This window comes from Pseudomonas capsici, from assembly GCF_017165765.1.
GTDB classification, from domain to species: Bacteria; Pseudomonadota; Gammaproteobacteria; order Pseudomonadales; family Pseudomonadaceae; genus Aquipseudomonas; species Aquipseudomonas capsici.
Window position 1 is genome coordinate 158,893 of sequence record NZ_JAFGZD010000005.1, and the last position, 19,396, is coordinate 178,288.

Sequence of the window (19,396 nt, forward strand, 5' to 3'; positions counted from 1 at the left end):
TCAGATATGCAGAATGAATTCACGTACCAGCTTGCTGCCGAAGTAGGCCAGCATCAGCAGGCAGAAGCCGCCCAGGGTCCAGCGAATGGCTTTGTGCCCGCGCCAGCCGAGACGGTTGCGGCCCCACAGCAGAACGCTGAACACCACCCAGGCCAGACAGGCGAGCAGGGTCTTGTGTACCAGATGCTGGGCAAACAGATTCTCGACGAATACCCAGCCGGAAATCAGCGACAGCGACAGCAGTGTCCAGCCAGCCCAGAGGAAGCCGAACAGCAGGCTTTCCATGGTTTGCAGGGGCGGGAAGTTCTTGATCAGTCCGGAAGGGTGCTTGTTCTTGAGCTGGTGATCCTGCAGCAACAACAGCAGCGCCTGGAAGACCGCGATGGTGAACATGCCGTACGCCAGGATCGAAAGCAGGATGTGGCTGAGGATGCCCGGCTCTTCGATGATCGGCTGCACTGTGCCGCTGGGGGCGAACTGGGCCAGCAGGGCGGTGATCATGCCCAGTGGAAACAGCAGCACCAGCAGGTTTTCCACGGGTATTCGCGTGGTGGCAAGCAGAGTCAGGGCGATGACCGACACGGCGATCAGGCTGGCGGAGTTGAAAAAGTCCAGACCCAGGCCTGCCGGGCGCATCAGCTGAGAATAAAGGCCGATGGCATGGGCGATGACGGCCAGGGTGCCGAGCAGTACAAGCAGCCGCTTGTCGGGTTTGGCGGTCTGATTCAGGCGTACGCCCTGATAGACGGTCGCAGCGGCATAAAGGCTGGCGGCGGCGAGGCTTGAAAGCAGACTGGGTGTGAGAGGGAACATAGATCCTGAAGGACGAGCCCGAAAGACGCTGAGTTTGGCATAGAACCGACATTTCACGAAAGACTACATAAGCAGTCTGCGTGGTGTCAGTTCCGCAGAGTCTTCGCTATAATCCGCGACCTGCTCAAGCCGAAGGCTCGCCGAGCGCCATTTCATTGCGGGCCGGGCCGCATCAACCGGGGTTCGACCAGAGCCTGAAAGGATCGCGCATGTTTGAAAACCTTACCGACCGCCTCTCGCAGACGCTGCGCCACGTAACTGGCAAGGCCAAGCTGACCGAGGACAACATCAAAGATACCTTGCGCGAAGTGCGCATGGCTTTGCTCGAAGCCGATGTCGCCCTGCCGGTGGTCAAGGACTTCGTCAATAGCGTCAAGGAACGTGCCGTCGGCACCGAGGTGTCGCGCAGCCTGACACCGGGTCAGGCGTTCGTGAAGATCGTTCAGGCCGAACTCGAAAGCCTGATGGGCGCTGCCAACGAAGACCTGGTGCTCAACGTCACGCCTCCGGCGGTCGTGTTGATGGCCGGTCTGCAGGGTGCGGGTAAAACCACCACCGCTGGCAAACTTGCTCGCTTCCTTAAGGAACGCAAGAAGAAAACCGTGATGGTCGTGTCGGTGGACGTCTATCGTCCAGCGGCCATCAAGCAGCTTGAAACCCTGGCCAACGATATCGGCGTGACATTTTTCGCTTCCGATATCAGCCAGAAGCCGGTGGACATCGCTCAGGCGGCCATCCGCGAAGCCAGGCTCAAGTTCATCGATGTCGTGATCGTCGACACCGCCGGTCGTCTGCACGTCGATGCCGAGATGATGACCGAGATCCAGGCGTTGCATGCCGAAGTGAAACCGGCTGAAACCCTGTTCGTGGTCGATGCCATGACCGGTCAGGATGCGGCCAACACCGCCAAGGCGTTCGGCGATGCGCTGCCGCTGACCGGCGTGGTGCTCACCAAGGTCGATGGCGATGCTCGCGGCGGTGCTGCATTGTCGGTGCGTGCGATTACCGGCAAGCCGATCAAGTTCATCGGTATGGGCGAGAAGAGCGAGGCTCTGGAGCCGTTCCACCCTGATCGTATCGCGTCGCGAATTCTCGGCATGGGCGACGTGCTCAGCCTGATCGAGCAGGCCGAGCAGACTCTGGATAAAGAGAAAGCCGACAAGCTGGCCAAGAAGCTCAAGAAGGGCAAGGGCTTCGATCTCGAAGACTTCCGCGACCAGCTGCAACAGATGAAGAACATGGGCGGCCTCGGCGGCCTCATGGACAAGCTGCCCAGCATCGGTGGCATGAACCTCTCGCAGATGGGCAATGCCCAGGGCGTGGCCGAGAAGCAGTTCAAGCAGATGGAAGCCATCATCAACTCGATGACCCCGGCCGAGCGTCGCGACCCGGATCTGATCAGCGGTTCCCGCAAGCGCCGTATCGCCATGGGTTCGGGCACCCAGGTTCAGGACATCGGGCGTCTGATCAAGCAGCACAAGCAGATGCAGAAGATGATGAAGAAATTCTCCGCCAAGGGCGGTATGGCAAAAATGATGCGCGGCATGGGGGGAATGTTCCCCGGCGGCGGCATGCCGAAAATGTGATTGCGTCGCGCGCAAGAGGCTTTGCGCGCATTCGATTCTGGAGGCCTGGTCTCCAGCAAGCCCGCGTCATGCGGGACTCAACCCGCTGTCTTGCGACAGTTTCATTGCAGATCTGGATGACACACCGGCCTGCGCCGGAAAAAGTCATTTGCAAAAGTCGGGATATTCCTTAGAATATGCGGCCTTTCGGGCACCCATGCCCGCTGTGCATCTTAGATTTGCAGCACCGACTACAGGAACGATGTTCAATGCTAACCATCCGTCTTGCCCTTGGCGGCTCCAAAAAGCGCCCGTTTTACCACCTGACCGTTACCGACAGCCGTAACGCTCGTGACGGTTCCCACAAGGAACAAATCGGCTTCTTCAACCCGATCGCTCGTGGTCAGGAAGTTCGTCTGTCCGTCAACGAAGAACGCCTGAACTACTGGCTGGGCGTTGGTGCTCAGACTTCCGAGCGCGTTGCTCAGTTGATCAAAGAGCACAACAAGGCCAAGGCTGCGGCCTGAAACCTATGAACGCGACGCCTGCATCTGCCGACGACCTGATCGTCATAGGCAAGATTTTCTCGGTTCATGGCGTTCGCGGCGAAGTGAAGGTTTATTCCTTTACGGATCCGATTGATAACCTGCTGGACTACACGACCTGGACGCTGCGGCGCGAAGGACGGATGGAAAAACAGGTAGAGCTGGTCAGCGGACGCTTGCAAGGCAAGTTCCTGGTCGCAAAGCTCAAGGGTCTCGATGATCGCGACGAAGCACGTCTTCTGTCCGGTTGCGAAATCTGCGTGCCGCGCAGCCTGTTCCCTGATCTGGACGACGGCGAGTACTACTGGTACCAGCTTGAAGGCCTCAAGGTCATCGATACGCTCGGGCAATTGCTTGGCAAGATCGATCACCTGCTTGAAACCGGCTCGAACGATGTAATGGTGGTCAAGCCCTGCGCGGGCAGTCTGGATGATCGCGAGCGCCTGTTGCCCTATACGGAGCAATGCGTGCTGGCAATCGACCTCGACGCCGGCGAGATGAAGGTGGATTGGGATGCGGACTTCTGAGTGTCATGGCTAGCCTGCGCATAGAAGTCATCAGTTTGTTCCCGGAGATGTTTTCCGCCATCAGCGAATACGGCATTACCAGCCGTGCGGTGAAACAGGGGCTCTTGCAGCTCACTTGTTGGAATCCGCGGGACTACACCACTGATCGTCATCACACTGTGGATGATCGCCCATTTGGCGGTGGTCCGGGCATGGTGATGAAGATCAAGCCTCTTGAAGATGCTCTGGTTCAGGCCAGGCAGGCTGCAGGGGATGCGGCGAAGGTGATTTACCTGTCGCCACAAGGCCGCAAGCTGAATCAGTCTGCGGTGCGCGAACTGGCGCAGGAGGAAGCGATTATCCTCATCGCCGGTCGTTATGAAGGCATTGACGAGCGTTTTATTGATGCTCATGTCGATGAAGAGTGGTCGATTGGTGACTATGTACTGTCCGGTGGCGAGCTACCGGCAATGGTGCTGATCGACGCGGTTACGCGACTGCTGCCTGGAGCTTTAGGGCATGTGGACTCCGCGGAGGAAGATTCCTTCACGGACGGTCTGCTGGATTGCCCGCATTACACCCGACCTGAGGTGTATGCGGATCAGCGTGTTCCCGACGTGTTGCTGAGTGGCAATCACGCGCATATCCGGCGTTGGCGTTTACAGCAGTCCCTTGGGCGGACCTGGGAACGACGCGCCGATCTTCTGGAAAGCCGCTCGCTTTCTGGAGAAGAGAAGAAGCTGCTGGCGGAATACATCCGCGAGCGGGACGATAGTTAACGTATCGATGGTCGATCCAGACGGATTACCTTAGGAGCACCAGCATGACTAACAAAATCATTCTTGCCCTCGAAGCAGAGCAGATGACCAAAGAAATCCCTACCTTTGCCCCAGGCGATACCATCGTCGTTCAGGTGAAAGTAAAGGAAGGCGATCGCGCACGTCTGCAAGCGTTTGAAGGCGTTGTAATTGCCAAGCGTAACCGTGGCGTGAACAGTGCTTTCACTGTTCGTAAAATCTCCAACGGTGTTGGCGTTGAGCGTACTTTCCAGACCTACAGCCCGCAAATCGACAGTCTGGCTGTGAAACGTCGCGGCGACGTTCGCAAGGCCAAACTGTACTACCTGCGTGACCTGTCCGGTAAAGCAGCTCGCATCAAGGAAAAACTGTCCTGATACAGTTTCTCGATGCATAAAAAAAGCAGCCTGCGGGCTGCTTTTTTGTTGTCTGTCGTTTAATCATGCAACCTGTCTGTCGCCACACTGTTTACGAGTGAAAATGCCTGCTATCGACCACCCATTGATCGACCGTTTTCTGGATGCGCTCTGGCTGGAAAAAGGTTTGTCCGATAACACCCGTGACTCTTATCGCAGTGATCTGGCCCTGTTCAATGGCTGGCTGCAGGAGCGCAACGTCGAGCTGACCGGTGCCGGGCGCGATGTGATTCTCGATCACTTGTCCTGGCGAATGGATCAGGGGTACAAGCCTCGCTCGACCGCCCGTTTTCTGTCCGGAGCCCGCGGCTTCTATCGCTATCTGCTGCGCGAGCGGCTGATCGCTGTCGATCCGACCTTGCTGATCGATATGCCGCAACTGGGCAAGCCGCTGCCCAAATCCCTGTCCGAAGCCGATGTGGAAGCCTTGCTGGCAGCACCCGATCTGAGCGAGCCGATCGGTGAGCGTGACCGGGCGATGCTGGAGGTGCTTTATGCCTGTGGCCTGCGGGTCAGCGAACTCATCAGCCTGACCCTGGATCAGGTCAATCTGCGTCAGGGTGTCCTGAGAATCATGGGCAAGGGCAGTAAGGAAAGGTTGGTGCCCATGGGAGAAGAGGCTATTGTCTGGGTCGAGCGGTACATGCGCGGTGCCCGTGACGAGCTGCTGGGTGGACGTCCCAGTGATGTCCTGTTTCCCAGCTTGCGTGGCGAGCAAATGACACGGCAGACCTTCTGGCATCGGATCAAGCATCAGGCAGCGGTCGCCGGTATCGGCAAGTCACTGTCGCCGCATACCTTGCGTCATGCTTTTGCCACTCATTTGCTCAATCATGGTGCCGACTTGAGGGTCGTTCAGATGCTGCTGGGCCACAGTGATCTGTCCACGACACAGATTTATACCCATGTTGCCCGGGCTCGTTTGCAGGAGATGCATGCCCGGCACCATCCACGGGGCTGATCCTGATTTAAGTTATGTTTGTCCGGGTCGGTGTTACAGGCCTTATGTGATAGGCTTTGGCGGTTTCACAGACTGAAGTCGGCGTCAGTGGTTTTCAGCGCCGCCGGTCTGTCCGCCGTTATAGGAGTTTTCATGCGCTTGCCTCATGTTTTTGCTGCCGCCATTGTTGCTCTGGCCGGCTCTTTCAGTGCCTTTGCCGTGGCCGATGCAGTACCCGATCAGGCCATTCGCAAGACGCTGGATTCGCTTCAACTGGAACTGCCTGTAGAAAGCATCTCAGCCAGCCCGCTCAATGGTCTCTACGAGGTCAAGCTCAAGGGCGGTCGTGTTCTTTATGCCAGCGCCGATGGCCAGTTTGTGGTTCAGGGTTACCTGTTCCAGATCCAGGACGGCAAGCCGGTCAACCTGACCGAGAAGACCGAGCGTCAGGCGATCTCGAAGACCATCAATGGCGTTCCAGCCGCCGAGATGGTGGTTTATCCGGCCATCGGGGAAACCAAGTCGCACATCACCGTTTTCACCGATACCACCTGTCCTTATTGCCACAAGCTGCATGAAGAAGTGGGGCAGTTGAACAAGATGGGTATCGAAGTGCGTTACCTGGCTTTCCCGCGTCAGGGGCTGGGTTCGCCGGGCGACCAGCAACTGCAGGCGGTCTGGTGCTCCAAGGATCGCAAGGACGCCATGGACCGCATGGTCGATGGCAAGGACATCAAGGCACCCAAGTGCGAGAACCCGGTGAGCAAACAGTTTGCAATGGGCCAGTCGATTGGCGTGAACGGTACGCCGGCCATTGTTCTGGCAGACGGTCAATTGATTCCGGGCTATCAGCCAGCAGCTCAGGTCGCCAAGCTGGCGCTGGGTGCCAAATAACCCTGCATCGTCAGGGCGCCTTATGGGCATGGGGTGACGCCTTGCCGTCATCCCGCTAAAAAATTGGAGTCGCATGGTGACATGCGGCTGTTTTCCACGGCCGACTTCGGGGCGGCCGTTTTTCGGGGAGTTCATCAGTGAAACCGGTCAAAGTAGGCATCTGTGGGCTGGGTACTGTCGGTGGCGGTACCTTCAACGTACTTCAGCGTAACGCCGAGGAGATTGCCCGCCGTGCCGGGCGTGGAATCGAAGTTGCGCAAATTGCGGTTCGTACACCAAACCCCAACTGCCAGATTACCGGTACACCCACCACCAGCGACGTCTTCGCTGTGGCTGAAAATCCTGAAATCGATATCGTCGTTGAACTGATCGGCGGCTACACCGTCGCCCGTGATCTGGTGCTCAAGGCCATCGAAAACGGCAAGCACGTGGTGACCGCCAACAAGGCGCTGATCGCGGTACACGGCAATGAAATCTTTGCCAAGGCCCGCGAGAAGGGCGTGATCGTGGCTTTCGAGGCCGCTGTTGCAGGCGGTATCCCGGTCATCAAGGCCATCCGTGAAGGCCTGTCGGCAAACCGTATCAACTGGGTTGCCGGGATCATCAACGGCACCGGTAACTTCATCCTGACCGAAATGCGCGAGAAAGGCCGTACTTTCCCGGACGTCCTGGCTGAAGCCCAGGCCCTGGGTTACGCCGAAGCCGATCCGACCTTCGATGTGGAAGGTATCGACGCTGCCCACAAGCTGACGATTCTGGCTTCCATTGCATTCGGTATTCCGTTGCAGTTCGACAAGGCCTACACCGAAGGTATTACCAAGCTGACCACCGCCGACGTGAACTACGCCGAAGCTCTGGGCTATCGCATCAAGCACCTGGGCGTTGCTCGCAGCACGGCGCAGGGTATCGAGTTGCGCGTACACCCGACGCTGATCCCGGCCGATCGCCTGATCGCCAACGTCAATGGCGTGATGAACGCGGTCATGGTCAATGGTGATGCCTCGGGTTCGACCCTGTTCTACGGTGCCGGTGCCGGCATGGAGCCAACCGCTTCTTCCGTGGTGGCGGATCTGGTGGACGTCGTGCGTGCCATGACTTCCGACCCGGAGAACCGCGTACCGCACCTGGCCTTCCAGCCGGATTCGCTGTCCGCTCACCCGATCCTGCCGATCGAGGCGTGCGAAAGTGCCTACTACCTGCGCATCCAGGCCAAGGATCATCCTGGCGTGCTGGCCCAGGTTGCAAGCATTCTGTCCGAACGTGGCATCAACATTGAATCGATCATGCAGAAGGAAGTCGAAGAACAGGACGGCCTGGTCCCGATGATTCTGCTGACGCACCGCGTACTCGAACAGCGTATGAACGATGCGATCACGGCGCTTGAAGCCTTGCAGGATGTAGTCGGTCCTGTTGTGCGGATTCGTGTCGAACATCTGAATTAATTGATAGCGGCAAGCAACAAGCTGCAAGCTGCAAGTCAGAAGCCCGTGTGCTCTTGCTTGTAGCTTGTCGCTTGAAGCTCGCAGCTCAAACCAAAGGTTTGAAAAAATGCGCTACATCAGTACCCGCGGCCAGGCGCCAGCGTTGAATTTTGAAGATGTGCTGCTTGCAGGTCTCGCCAGCGATGGTGGTCTGTACGTGCCGGAAAACCTGCCACGCTTCACCCAGGAAGAAATCGCTTCCTGGGCTGGCCTGCCGTATCACGAGCTGGCTTTCCGGGTCATGCGTCCTTTTGTGGATGGCAGCATCCCGGATGCCGATTTCAAGAAGATTCTCGAAGAAACCTACGGCGTATTCGCCCACAGTTCGGTTGCCCCGCTGCGTCAGTTGAACGGCAACGAGTGGGTACTCGAGCTGTTCCATGGCCCGACCCTGGCGTTCAAGGACTTCGCCCTGCAATTGCTCGGTCGTCTGCTGGATTACGTGCTGGCCAAGCGTGGCGAGCGTGTGGTCATCATCGGTGCCACTTCCGGTGATACCGGTTCTGCGGCGATTGAAGGCTGCCGTCGCTGCGATAACGTCGATATCTTCATCCTGCACCCCAACAACCGTGTTTCGGATGTTCAGCGCCGTCAGATGACCACCATCTTCGGCGACAACATCCATAACATCGCCATCGAAGGTAACTTCGACGATTGCCAGGAGATGGTCAAGGCCAGCTTCGCCGATCAAAGCTTCCTCAAGGGCACCCGCCTGGTCGCGGTCAACTCGATCAACTGGGCGCGGATCATGGCCCAGATCGTCTACTACTTCCACGCGGCCCTGCAACTGGGTGGCCCGGCGCGCTCGGTATCGTTCTCGGTGCCTACCGGCAACTTCGGTGACATCTTCGCCGGTTACCTGGCACGCAACATGGGGCTGCCGGTCAACCAGTTGATCGTGGCCACCAACCGCAACGACATCCTGCACCGCTTCATGAGCGGCAACCAGTATGTCAAGGAAACCCTGCACGCCACGCTGTCGCCTTCGATGGACATCATGGTGTCGTCGAACTTCGAGCGTCTGCTGTTCGACATGCATGGTCGCAGTGGCGCAGCCATTGCCGGTCTGATGGACACCTTCAAGCAGGGCGGCGGTTTCAGCGTCGAGGAAGATCGCTGGACTGAAACACGCAAGCTGTTCGACTCGCTGGCGGTCAGCGACGAGCAGACCTGCGAAACCATCGCCGAGGTGTTTGCCGCGACGGGTGAAGTGCTGGATCCGCATACCGCAATCGGCGTCAAGGCCGCTCGCGAGTGCCGTCGCAGCCTCGACACACCGATGGTGATTCTGGGCACTGCCCATCCGGTCAAATTCCCTGAGGCAGTGGAGAAAGCGGGTGTAGGAAAAGCGCTTGAGCTACCTGCACATTTGTCTGATTTGTTCGAGCGCGACGAGCGCTGCACTGTTCTGCCAAATGACCTCAAAGCCATGCAGGCCTTTGTCAGCCAGCACGGTAACCGTGGCAAGCCGTTATAACCGAATAGTTGTGTAACAACTTAGGGCCCGCCACTTGGCGGGCCTTCTCGTTTTCCCGTGCCAAACTCTGGAGGTTTTCGAGTTTCTACGGATGAGTCAGTTGTTGTGAAACAGGCAAGTTTGCAGGTGCTGGTCAGGGTGACCGGTGACCTGATCATTGAACATACAGGACGCACGATTTTATTCCTGCTGATGCTGTTTTTTGGGCAGATGGCAGCTGCAGCACAGAGTCTGCCTTTCTCGTTGAGCGCTCCCTTTGTGCAGTTGGAGGATCTGGATCTTGAGGCAGCAGATCGCCAGTGGCTGGATCAGCGCAAGGTATTGCGGGTCGGTATTGCCATTGCCGACTACGAACCAGTGGATATCACCAGCGACCGTAATCGTTATCAGGGGATCAGCGCCGACTACCTGAGCCTGATTGGCGACAGGCTGAACGTGCCGATCCAGGTGGTCGGTTTTGTCGAGCGTGATCAGGCCATTGCGGCACTGCGCAGCGGCACCATTGATATTCTCACCAGCGCCAACGGTTTCGAGCGTGGCGTCAAGGGGTTGGCATTTTCCAGTGTCTACATGCCCGATCATTCTGTGGTGGTCGCACGAGGCAGCGACCCAAGCCCGTCGCGCAGTCTGGAGGGCAAAAAGGTTGTATTGCTCGATGGGTATGCCGACTCCGAAACTCTGCATGCAACCTATCCCGACAGCGAAATCATTATCGCGCCCAACCTCTACAGCGCTCTTGAGGCCTTGAGTCAGGGAGAGGTCGACGTCTTTATCGGCAACGAAGTGATCGTGCGCTCCTATAACGCATTGCGGCCTTACCTGGGGCTGCAGATCAAGTTTGAAAGTGCCTTGCCTTCAATGGGCTTTGCGTTTGCCGTACGCCAGGACGAAAAGCGCTTGTTGAGCCTGATAAACCGGGTGCTGGGCAGCCTCGATCCGGCAGTGGGGCGTGAGGTGCTGGGGCGCTGGACCCAGGGGCTGGGAGCCGATGTGGTCGGGCAACGTATCACGCTTTCTGCCGCTGAAAGGTTATGGGTCGCCAAGCACCCCAGCGTGACGATCGCGACCACCCAGCATCCGCCCTATATCTACAAGGACAACAACGGCAATTGGGTCGGGCTCAATATCGATGTGCTGGCGCGGATTTCGCGCATGACCGGTCTGCAGTTCGTGCACAAGGAAGCTTCTTCCACCCTCAACAGCATTCAGATGCTCAAGGCCGAGCAAGCTCACATGAATACAACGCTGGCCGACAATGCCGAGCGCAGACAGTTTCTGAATTTCACCTATTCGTTCGGTGGCAATAACTGGGTCTTCGTGGTGCGCTCCGACAGTTCCTCACAAGTGTCCCTGAACAGTCTGTCCGGGCGAGTACTGGCATTGCCGGCCAGGCATGCGCTGGAGGAGGAGATTCAGCGTAATTTCCCGAGCATTCAGCTTCTACAGGTACCCACTTATGCCGAGGCACGCAGGTTGGTGGAAACCGGGCAGGCCGATGCCACGATCCAGAATGAAGCGGGTGCCTATCTCTTTCCGGCCGGTGGCCTGAAAGTGGCGCGCGGTGTCGATGGCAAGTGGTCTCCCGATCAGTTCTCGGTGATCAAGTCGCAACCCGAATTGCTCAGCATCCTGAACAAGGCGCTGGAGGCGTTCCCGGTGGCCGAGATGCGCTCCATCCGCATGAAGTGGCTGGGCTCGGTTCTGCCCCAGCCGTCGATCTGGAGCCGGATTCCACCATGGGTGTTCTGGTGGGGGATGCTTGCCCTCTTGCTCGGTCTGGTGTCTCTGGCCTGGAACAGCCGCCTCAAGGTTCAGATTCGTCAGAGGCTCAAGGCCGAACGGCAGCTCAACGATCAGTTGGCCTTCAAGCATGCGCTTTTCGATGGAATTCCCAATCCCATTTATGTACGCGATCTCAAGGGGCGGCTGATCTCCTGCAATCGCAGTTATGAAGAAAGTCTCGGAATCAGTTTCGAGCAGATGAACGGTCGCCGCCTGATCGATATCGAGCTGATTCCGCGTTCGGTATCCGAACAGATGCATGCCGACTATCTCAGACTTCTGGAAAACAGGCGGCCGATATTCGCCGACAGGACGCTGGAGTTGTCTGGCAAACAGGTCGACGTATGGCAATGGACCGTCCCTTTCTTTGGTGCGGATGGCCAGTTGCAGGGGCTGCTGGGCGGCTGGGTCGATATCACCGAACGAAAACGGCTGGAGGTCCGGCTGGAGGAAGCTCTGCGCCATGCGGATCAGGCCAGCGAGGCCAAGAGTGCTTTTCTGGCCAGCATGAGTCATGAGATTCGCACGCCCATGGGGGCCATCATCGGTCTGCTGGAGCTGGAATGCGAACAGGTCATGCGCCGGGGTGAGACACCGTCTCAAGGGGTGCAGGTGGCTTGCCAGTCGGCCAGGGAGCTTGTCGCGCTGATTGGAGACAGTCTTGATCTGGCCAGGATCGAGGCGGGGAAGATGCAGCTTGCGCTGTCCGTGACGGCGTTTCACCCGTTTGTTGAGGGCATTGTCCAGTTGTTCTCGGCCCAGGCCGCTCGGAAAGGTCTGGAGCTGAGGCTGGATTTTGCAGAGCAGGCCCATGGCGATTACTGGCTCGATCCGTTACGCCTGCGTCAGGTGTTGCACAACATACTGGGCAATGCCTTGAAGTTCACGCAGCGGGGCTCGGTGGTGATTACCGTTGGGGTGCTCGAAGAACACAACGAGTTGTCGCGAATACACATCAGTGTCCAGGACAGCGGGACAGGTATCGATTTTCATCGTCAGCAACAACTCTTCCAGCCATTCATTCAGGCCAGCGACGATATTGCGGCCCGCTACGGCGGCACGGGACTGGGGCTGAGCATCTGCCGGCAACTTGTAGAACTGATGAGTGGCGACATCAGCCTGTACAGCGAGCCGGGGCAGGGCACCCGCGTGACCGTCAATGTGCCTCTTGCCAGAGTGAAGTGCCTGACGAACGTGCAGAACGAACCCCCTCAGCAGGACCGCAGCGCGGGTAAGCGAAGTCTGCGCTTGCTTGTGGTGGACGATATGTCTGCCAATCGTCTGGTGCTGACCCAGCAACTGGAGTTTCTCGGTCATCAGGTCGTGCCCGCCGAAGGCGGTGCCCAGGCCCTGAGCCTGTGGCGCGAAGGTGAATTCGATGCAGTCATCACGGACTGCAATATGCCGGGGATCAGCGGTTATGCATTGGCCGAAGCCATCCGCAATATCGAGGGGCAGGAAAAGCGTGCACGCTGTCCAGTCATTGGCTGTACGGCCAATGCGATGACGGATGAAAGTGAGCGATGCAGGCGCATCGGCATGGATGGACTGCTGGTCAAGCCGCTGTCTCTGGAGCGTTTGTCGATGGAACTGGCGGAACTGGTCCGCGAGCAGACATTCGATATCCGCACCTTGCAGCGCATGACCCAGGCCAATGAAGAGCAGATACAGCGTCTGCTGGGAGAGTTATGGAAAAACCTGCGTCATGAGCGTGAGGTCATGCAGCCAGCGGTCGGGGCTCATGACTGGAAGACCTTGAGTGCCTCCTTGCATCGCTTGAAGGGCGCAGCCTGCCTTGTCGATGCCGTGCCGCTGGCCAAGGCCTGCGCATCGCTCGACGCCAGTGTGAAGAGTGAGTCCGGTTCGACCCTGAACGAGCGCTGGCCGGTGCTGGATGCCTCCATTGAAAATCTGCGGGCGGATATTGAATTGCAACTGGTGCAGGTGCCCTGATTTTTAGGACTTGTCTTATGGGGCTTGCTCACTGGCCCCTCTAGAGTGGGATCACTTTCGCCTTGATGTGATCTGGAAATGAACATGCGCGATCTCAAAGTTCTGATCCTTGAAGACAACCCCTTTCAATTGATGGCCTTGCATCAGATGCTCAATGCCAATCAGGTATTCGATGTGTTGGCCGCAGACAGCGTCGAAGCCGCCCGACAGTCGTTGCTCAATCGGGGAGGTGTCGATATCGCCATCTGCGATCTGCAGATGGAAGGGGCCGATGGCCTGGAGTTGATCGGCCATCTGGCCCGAAGTGGTCAGGCCAGGGCGTTGATCATTCTCAGCAGCGCTTCGCAGCCGGTGCTCGATGGCGTTGTCCAGTTGGCTCGCAGCCAGGGACTCGAAGTCCTGGGGGGCTTGCAGAAACCGGCTTCGGCAGCCCGGCTGTACGCTTTGCTCCAGGCTTATGAGCGCTCGACATCGATTGCCGCCCAGGACGTGTCGAAACCCCGGCCCCGGCATGTTCTCTGTGCCGGGCAACTGTTTGGCACGTCAGTCGCTTCGGGCCGTCTGGATTCGTTGTCACTGACCGAGCAGTGGGTCGCTCATTTTCAACCCAAGGTCAGTGTCGATGGTGATGTGCTTGGCGTCGAAGCGCTGGTCCGCTGGCAGCACCCCTTGCATGGTCTGTTGGCCCCCGGCAGTTTCATGTCGGCGATTGAAAGCGAAGGGCTGGTCGTGCCATTGACCTGGCGAGTGCTTGAGCTGGCCTTGCAATTGTCTGCCGACGTCAGGTTCCGGCAAGGCGAGGCACTGCCTGTCGCCGTGAACATCGCCCCTCAGGTGCTTGAGCAGGCGGACTTTGCTACGCGAGTCATGGCGCTTATGGCTCGGTATGAACTGCCGGCCAGCATCCTGACCCTGGAAATTCTCGAACATGACGCGCTGGAGCCGCAGGCCTGGCAACTGGAAGCGTTGCTGCGCTTGCGCATGCAGGGCTGCAAGCTGTCCATCGATGATTTCGGCATGGGGGCTTCGAACATCCAGCGGCTGTTACAGCTCCCGTTCTGCGAACTGAAGATCCCGACCGAGTTTGTGCGCGGTATTGCTGAAGACCCTCGCAAGTCGGCGGTGGTCGCAGGCGCGATGTTCATGGCTCGCCGCCTGTCCATGGAGGTTGTGGTAGAGGGCGTGGAAACCATCGATGACTTTCACAGCCTGCTGGTGCTGGAAACTCCGGCCATTCAGGGCTACTTCATCTCTCGGCCATTGTGCGCGGCAGATCTGCTGGTCTGGCTTGCCGAGCGTAAAAGGAGCAATCCACAGGCCGTCTCCCGAAAGACGGCGGGTCAGGACAACCCATGTTCCTGCAGGTAAATGAACAGCGCTGCTTCGTTGTTCAGACCGAGCTTGCGCATGGCACTGACTTTTTGTGCGCTGACGGTCTGCTTGCTGCGGTGCAGTTGCGTGGCAATTTCACCGACGGTGTTCCCGGCGGCGAGCAGGCGAACGACCTCCAGTTCCCTGGGTGACAACTGTTCAGGCGGTTTCAGTCTTTCGGACTCATGATCGCCAGCCTCCAGCAGGACCCGGTGCACCGAGTCGGCCATGAACACTTCCTGGCGGCGGATACTCCTGATGGCGGCAGGCAACTCGCTCGCCACGCAGGCCTTGCTCAGCAAGCCTTTGACATTGAGCGTCAGCATCGCCTGGAACAGTCCGGCGTTGCTCAGTGTCGTCACCACGATAATCGGCAACTGTGGAAAGTCGCGACGAATGCGCTGTAGCAGACGCAGACCATCGTTCTGCCGTTCGGCTGGCATCATGAAGTCTGTGACCAGCACATCGCATTCATGGCTCCTGAGTATCAGCAGCAGTTCGTTCGGCGTGCAGGCCTGTGCCACGACACGGGCGTTGTTGTCTTGCTCGATCACCACGCGCAGACCGATCAGGAAGATGGGATGGTCATCGGCCAGGATGATGCGCAGGGGAGCATCAGTGGAAGCGCTCAAGGTATTGCTCCATCGGATGGCGGCCAGAGCCATTGCATACGATGCTGCTGTTTGGGTATCGCCTTGATCTACCGATGTTTTGTAGGATTTTGGATTGAAGTTGAGGTGAATTTTCCTATAGCTCATGAACCGATCGGAACTCCGGTTTTTTCCCTGTCATATTCCACAGGCATGCTCGGTTATACGAGCCTTTCAATGAACCTCGCAGGCAAAAGAACTTTCCGCGCTTGCCGATGGTCAGTGATAAGCACCTTTGCATTCAAACTGTTGAGTGGTGATCCAGATGGAAAATATCAGCTTACTGCTAAGCGAAGCGCTGGCTCCCTACCAGGCCAGCCTCAGCCCGGAAGGTTCACGTGGAGAACGTCTGGTGACACTGAGAGATGCGGCAGGTGCCATTGTGATCGAGCGCCTTTTCACTGCCGATCAACTGCGCGATAAACGCCAGCTCACAGATGTCGTCGATGGGCTGCACCGGGATTTGATGGTTGCCGAAGGCCGGATCGAGCCGTGCGTGATCGCCGCGACACGCCATGCCGAACTGAGCCGTGGGTTTAACGCGCAGGCTTTTGTCTGAGCGAATCAGGAACCTTATTCCTTGCGAGCGTTCACATAAATTGTGGCAGGTTCGATCATTGTGCTCCGGTGATCGAAAACCTCCCAGGTGTTTGCCCCGGACAGTTCTCCCCTCTGTCCGGGGTTTCTTTTGTCTGAAATATATCTGCGCCCCGGTTGATTGCGCTCAATACATTTCGTACGGCACCTAATTCGTCTCGAAGAATGCCTTGGCATCCTTTATGTACTGCTCACGCAGTTCCGGATCCAGCCAGTTTGCATAGAAATGCAGCAGGCTGGTTTCGCGCAATGTGCGCATTTCCCGGTTGATGATTTCCATGGCTTGCCTGCCTTGTGGAGTGTCGGAGCAGCCAATGTGGGTGAACTGATATTTGGGGGTGTCCTTGACTGGCAGGAAGGCCAGCTCTTCGGGTCTGATCCCCTGCTGCAGGGCCTGGGCCCGGGCTTCGGGCCAATAACTGATCAGGGCCTGCAGACGTCCCAGGCGTTCCATTTGCAGCAGGCTGCCGATGGCATCGTTGCCATAGTGTTCGCTCAATTCCTGTCGGGGTGTATGGCTGAGCGCTTCGTCGATCACGCTCCCGTAACTGCGTTCTGCAACGACGCCCAGCCTGATGGTCTTGCTGTCCATCAGCCCCCGCAGGTCGATATGTCCGTCGGCGATGAACGGGGTGAACAGAGGCATGTCGTCCTTGCGCACCACCAACCCGTTACTGAACACGATATAGGTCGGAATCGAAAACACGATGGTCCTGGCCCGGGTCGGGGTCCACAGCAGGGTGGGATCGCAGGTCAGGGTCGGATCGTTGAGCATCTGTGTGCCGCGGGCCCGGTTGACCCGCATCAGTACATGCTCATATTCGGGCATGCGGGCCGTGAGGATCGGCATGAACAGATCGATAGCGCCCTGGCCCTGATAGGGGCCGGAAAATATTGTCACGGGAGGCATGTCGCGCAGCAGCCAGATCAAGGTCTCTTTGGCCTGGCCGATGCTGGGTAATCCGGATAACACCAGGATCAGCAGCAATCTGGTCAGACGCGATCCTGCAGACGGCGAGGCGAGAAAAGGCATTCTCTGGTTTCATCCCGAAAAATAGTATTCAAGTGAGCGGACCGTGATTGGATCGTCATGGCCACGATTGCGTCACAAGTGCTTTGGACCCGACTTCAATGTCAACAGAGTTGATTTTGCCGAGGCTTAACTTGCATCAATGTGTGCCATCAAGCCAGTGGATTTTGCGTGTCGGGGGCAATGTGGTCGTTCCACGGGCCGGTATCGGTTAGACTTGCGCCTTTTCCCCGACCCTAGAAGCCCGTTCATGGCCCAGCCGTCCACGACCTATAAATTCGAACTGAACCTCACCGATCTCGATCGTGGGGTCTATGAAAGCGTCAAGCAGACCATCGCCCGTCATCCGTCCGAGACTGAAGAGCGCATGACCGTGCGTCTGCTGGCCTATGCCTTCTGGTACAACGAGCAATTATCTTTCGGTCGTGGCCTGTCTGAAGTAGACGAGCCGGCGCTCTGGGAAAAAAGTCTCGATGACCGTGTCCTGCACTGGATCGAAGTCGGCCAGCCTGATGCCGAGCGCCTGACCTGGTGTTCGCGTCGTACCGAACGCACCAGCCTGCTGGCCTATGGCAGCCTGCGTGTCTGGGAAGGCAAGGTGGTTCCGGCGGTCAAGAACCTGAAGAACGTCAACATCGCGGCGGTGCCGCAGGACGTTCTGGAAGCGCTGGCCAAGGACATGCCACGGGTCATCAAGTGGGATGTGATGATCAGTGAAGGCACTGTGTTCGTGACCGACGATCGCGGCCAGCACGAAGTGCAGTTGCAGTGGCTGGCGGGTGAGCGCGGCTGATAGCCGGGCCTGAACGACCCGCTCCGATTGTTGAATACACAGAGAATCAGCTGAACCGCATGCGTATCGAACCACGTCTGTTGCCTGACACCCTGCCTTTTCTTGGCGACCTGCCGCCCCTGCTCACCCGGTTGTACGCCGCACGGGGGGTGATGTCCGAAGATGAACTGGACAAGGTGCTGAAGCGACTGATTCCCTATCGAGAGCTCAAGGGCATCGATGCGGCTGTCGATCTGCTGGTGACAGCCCTCAGGGAGCGCCAGCGCATTCTGATAGTGGGGGACTTCGATGCCGACGGTGCGACGGCCAGTACGGTCGGTGTGCTGGGATTGCGCCTGTTCGGTGCTGCGCATGTGGATTATCTGGTTCCTAACCGCTTCGAGTACGGCTACGGCCTGACCCCGGAAATCGTCGAAGTGGCCTTGCAGCGCAAGCCGCAGTTGCTCATCACTGTGGATAACGGCATTTCCAGCGTTGAAGGCGTGGCGGCGGCCAAGGCGGCGGGGCTGAGCGTGCTGGTGACCGATCACCACTTGCCGGGCCATGAATTGCCGAAAGCCGACGCCATCGTCAACCCGAACCAGCCCGGCTGCACCTTCCCGAGCAAGTCCCTGGCGGGTGTCGGGGTGATCTTCTACGTATTGATGGCCTTGCGCGTAAAACTGCGTGAGCTCGGTTGGTTCCATGACGGTCAGCACGCCGAGCCCAATCTGGCCGACCTGCTTGATCTTGTCGCTCTGGGCAGCGTGGCCGACGTTGTACCGCTGGATGCCAATAACCGCATTCTGGTGCATCAAGGCCTGATGCGGATTCGCGCCGGTCGCGCCCGGCCGGGGTTGCGTGCCATCCTTGAAGTGGCGGGACGCGACGCTTCGCGTATCACCTCTACCGATCTGGGATTCATTCTCGGGCCGCGACTCAATGCTGCAGGGCGTCTGGATGACATCAGCGTGGGGATCGAGTGCCTGCTTTGCGATGACCCGGGGCTGGCGCGGGAAATGGCCGTGCAACTTGATGAAATGAATCAGGACCGCAAGTCCATCGAACAGGGCATGCAGCGCGAGGCGCTGGCGCTGCTTGAAGACCTGACGGTCGAGTCCATGCCGTTCGGCCTGTGCCTGTTCAAGCCGGACTGGCACCAGGGGGTGATCGGTATCCTGGCTTCGCGCCTGAAAGAGCGTTATCACCGCCCGACCATTGCCTTCGCCAGTGCCGGGGAGGGCATGCTCAAGGGCTCGGCCCGTTCGGTGCCGGGTTTCCATATCCGCGACGCGCTGGATGCAGTTGCCGCACGCCATCCGGAGCTGATCAGCAAGTTCGGCGGGCATGCCATGGCGGCTGGCCTGTCATTGCCCGAAGCGAACTTTCCGATGTTTGCCGAGGCATTCGATCTGGAAGTGCGTCGCCAGCTCAATGAAGACGACCTTACCGGGCGTCTGTTGTCCGATGGAACGCTGGCGGTCGAGGAATTCAATCTGGATCTGGCCCGCGAGCTGCGCAATGCAGGGCCATGGGGGCAACACTTTCCTGAGCCTTTGTTTCACGGCGTCTTTCGCCTGGTGAATAACTACATCGTCGGCAAGAAGCATCTGAAAATGGTGCTTGAAACCGAGTGCGGCAGTACCCGGCTGGATGCCATTGCTTTTGGCATCGACCTCGAAAAATGGCCGGTTCAAGGGCAGTGCAAGGTCGAAGTGGCCTACCGGCTGGATCTCAACGAATATCGCGGCAACGAAACGGTGCAGTTGATCGTGACTCATATCGCCATGCGTTGAACCAGACTCTC

General features: G+C 58.2%; 17 protein-coding genes. 14 read left to right on the top strand and 3 right to left on the bottom strand.

The window, feature by feature from the left end:
* Nucleotides 1-813: a cytochrome C assembly family protein gene (locus JSY17_RS08940; protein ID WP_117164541.1), complete on the bottom strand. Its 813-nt coding sequence runs from the start codon at nucleotides 811-813 to the stop codon at nucleotides 1-3.
* A gap of 209 nt (nucleotides 814-1,022) precedes the next feature.
* Between JSY17_RS08940 and ffh the strand changes: the two genes are divergently transcribed.
* The 11 genes from ffh to JSY17_RS08995 all read left to right on the top strand — a co-directional run bounded on the left by ffh (nucleotide 1,023) and on the right by JSY17_RS08995 (nucleotide 14,537).
* Nucleotides 1,023-2,399, top strand: a complete 1,377-nt coding sequence (gene ffh, locus JSY17_RS08945) for a signal recognition particle protein (protein WP_117164542.1) — start codon at nucleotides 1,023-1,025, stop codon at nucleotides 2,397-2,399.
* Nucleotides 2,400-2,647: 248 nt separating this feature from the next.
* A complete protein-coding gene (gene rpsP, locus JSY17_RS08950; protein ID WP_025258884.1) occupies nucleotides 2,648-2,905 on the top strand; it encodes a 30S ribosomal protein S16 in 258 nt (85 codons plus the stop codon).
* Nucleotides 2,906-2,910: 5 nt separating this feature from the next.
* Nucleotides 2,911-3,450 (top strand): ribosome maturation factor RimM, encoded by a 540-nt coding sequence (gene rimM, locus JSY17_RS08955; RefSeq protein ID WP_122370083.1) that lies wholly within the window; start codon nucleotides 2,911-2,913, stop codon nucleotides 3,448-3,450.
* A gap of 5 nt (nucleotides 3,451-3,455) precedes the next feature.
* A complete protein-coding gene (gene trmD, locus JSY17_RS08960) occupies nucleotides 3,456-4,208 on the top strand; it encodes a tRNA (guanosine(37)-N1)-methyltransferase TrmD (RefSeq protein ID WP_117186439.1) in 753 nt (250 codons plus the stop codon).
* Nucleotides 4,209-4,252: 44 nt separating this feature from the next.
* Nucleotides 4,253-4,603, top strand: coding sequence for a 50S ribosomal protein L19 (gene rplS / locus JSY17_RS08965; RefSeq protein ID WP_025258887.1), 351 nt, complete (start codon nucleotides 4,253-4,255; stop codon nucleotides 4,601-4,603).
* A gap of 103 nt (nucleotides 4,604-4,706) precedes the next feature.
* The gene (xerD, locus tag JSY17_RS08970) at nucleotides 4,707-5,603 is read left to right on the top strand and encodes a site-specific tyrosine recombinase XerD (protein ID WP_117164545.1); all 897 of its coding nucleotides are present in this window, start codon (nucleotides 4,707-4,709) and stop codon (nucleotides 5,601-5,603) included.
* Between the two features lie 132 nt (nucleotides 5,604-5,735).
* Nucleotides 5,736-6,476, top strand: coding sequence for a bifunctional protein-disulfide isomerase/oxidoreductase DsbC (dsbC, locus tag JSY17_RS08975; RefSeq protein WP_117164546.1), 741 nt, complete (start codon nucleotides 5,736-5,738; stop codon nucleotides 6,474-6,476).
* Between the two features lie 137 nt (nucleotides 6,477-6,613).
* Entirely contained in the window at nucleotides 6,614-7,918 is a 1,305-nt protein-coding gene (locus JSY17_RS08980) for a homoserine dehydrogenase (RefSeq protein ID WP_122370081.1), read from the top strand.
* A 106-nt stretch (nucleotides 7,919-8,024) separates the two neighbouring features.
* On the top strand, nucleotides 8,025-9,434 hold the full coding sequence (gene thrC / locus JSY17_RS08985; protein WP_117186441.1) for a threonine synthase: 1,410 nt from the start codon (nucleotides 8,025-8,027) through the stop codon (nucleotides 9,432-9,434).
* A 192-nt stretch (nucleotides 9,435-9,626) separates the two neighbouring features.
* A complete protein-coding gene (locus tag JSY17_RS08990) occupies nucleotides 9,627-13,169 on the top strand; it encodes a transporter substrate-binding domain-containing protein (protein WP_206400938.1) in 3,543 nt (1,180 codons plus the stop codon).
* 84 nt (nucleotides 13,170-13,253) lie between these two features.
* The gene (locus JSY17_RS08995; protein WP_206400792.1) at nucleotides 13,254-14,537 is read left to right on the top strand and encodes an EAL domain-containing response regulator; all 1,284 of its coding nucleotides are present in this window, start codon (nucleotides 13,254-13,256) and stop codon (nucleotides 14,535-14,537) included.
* On the opposite strand, the gene JSY17_RS09000 is transcribed toward JSY17_RS08995, so the two are convergent.
* Nucleotides 14,510-15,172, bottom strand: coding sequence for a response regulator transcription factor (locus tag JSY17_RS09000; protein WP_206400793.1), 663 nt, complete (start codon nucleotides 15,170-15,172; stop codon nucleotides 14,510-14,512). The genes JSY17_RS08995 and JSY17_RS09000 overlap by 28 nt on opposite strands.
* Before the next feature lie 283 nt (nucleotides 15,173-15,455).
* Here JSY17_RS09000 and JSY17_RS09005 point away from each other — a divergent pair, with 283 nt between their 5' ends.
* Nucleotides 15,456-15,749 carry a DUF3509 domain-containing protein gene (locus JSY17_RS09005; RefSeq protein WP_117164551.1) on the top strand — a complete coding sequence of 98 codons (294 nt, stop codon included), beginning with the start codon at nucleotides 15,456-15,458 and terminating at the stop codon, nucleotides 15,747-15,749.
* Between the two features lie 186 nt (nucleotides 15,750-15,935).
* Here JSY17_RS09005 and JSY17_RS09010 read toward each other — a convergent pair whose 3' ends face one another.
* On the bottom strand, nucleotides 15,936-16,772 hold the full coding sequence (locus JSY17_RS09010; RefSeq protein ID WP_404823338.1) for a TIGR02285 family protein: 837 nt from the start codon (nucleotides 16,770-16,772) through the stop codon (nucleotides 15,936-15,938).
* 295 nt (nucleotides 16,773-17,067) lie between these two features.
* On the opposite strand from JSY17_RS09010, the gene JSY17_RS09015 reads away from it, so the two are divergent.
* Together JSY17_RS09015 and recJ are read left to right on the top strand one after the other, a co-directional pair.
* Complete coding sequence (locus tag JSY17_RS09015; protein WP_117164553.1) at nucleotides 17,068-17,610, top strand: YaeQ family protein; 543 nt, start codon at nucleotides 17,068-17,070, stop codon at nucleotides 17,608-17,610.
* 59 nt (nucleotides 17,611-17,669) lie between these two features.
* Complete coding sequence (gene recJ / locus JSY17_RS09020) at nucleotides 17,670-19,385, top strand: single-stranded-DNA-specific exonuclease RecJ (protein WP_206400798.1); 1,716 nt, start codon at nucleotides 17,670-17,672, stop codon at nucleotides 19,383-19,385.
* The last annotated feature ends 11 nt before the right edge of the window (nucleotides 19,386-19,396 follow it).

What these genes read in the sequence shown, in the direction of transcription:
- JSY17_RS09005 (WP_117164551.1), top strand. Translation starts at nt 15,456, where the DNA reads ATGGAAAATATCAGCTTACTGCTAAGCGAAGCGCTGGCTCCCTACCAG.
- rpsP (WP_025258884.1), top strand. Translation starts at nt 2,648, where the DNA reads ATGCTAACCATCCGTCTTGCCCTTGGCGGCTCCAAAAAGCGCCCGTTT.
- JSY17_RS08995 (WP_206400792.1), top strand. Translation starts at nt 13,254, where the DNA reads ATGCGCGATCTCAAAGTTCTGATCCTTGAAGACAACCCCTTTCAATTG.
- ffh (WP_117164542.1), top strand. Translation starts at nt 1,023, where the DNA reads ATGTTTGAAAACCTTACCGACCGCCTCTCGCAGACGCTGCGCCACGTA.
- rimM (WP_122370083.1), top strand. Translation starts at nt 2,911, where the DNA reads ATGAACGCGACGCCTGCATCTGCCGACGACCTGATCGTCATAGGCAAG.
- JSY17_RS08990 (WP_206400938.1), top strand. Translation starts at nt 9,627, where the DNA reads ATGCTGTTTTTTGGGCAGATGGCAGCTGCAGCACAGAGTCTGCCTTTC.
- trmD (WP_117186439.1), top strand. Translation starts at nt 3,456, where the DNA reads ATGGCTAGCCTGCGCATAGAAGTCATCAGTTTGTTCCCGGAGATGTTT.
- thrC (WP_117186441.1), top strand. Translation starts at nt 8,025, where the DNA reads ATGCGCTACATCAGTACCCGCGGCCAGGCGCCAGCGTTGAATTTTGAA.
- dsbC (WP_117164546.1), top strand. Translation starts at nt 5,736, where the DNA reads ATGCGCTTGCCTCATGTTTTTGCTGCCGCCATTGTTGCTCTGGCCGGC.
- rplS (WP_025258887.1), top strand. Translation starts at nt 4,253, where the DNA reads ATGACTAACAAAATCATTCTTGCCCTCGAAGCAGAGCAGATGACCAAA.
- JSY17_RS09015 (WP_117164553.1), top strand. Translation starts at nt 17,068, where the DNA reads ATGGCCCAGCCGTCCACGACCTATAAATTCGAACTGAACCTCACCGAT.
- recJ (WP_206400798.1), top strand. Translation starts at nt 17,670, where the DNA reads ATGCGTATCGAACCACGTCTGTTGCCTGACACCCTGCCTTTTCTTGGC.
- JSY17_RS08940 (WP_117164541.1), bottom strand. Translation starts at nt 813, where the DNA reads ATGTTCCCTCTCACACCCAGTCTGCTTTCAAGCCTCGCCGCCGCCAGC.
- xerD (WP_117164545.1), top strand. Translation starts at nt 4,707, where the DNA reads ATGCCTGCTATCGACCACCCATTGATCGACCGTTTTCTGGATGCGCTC.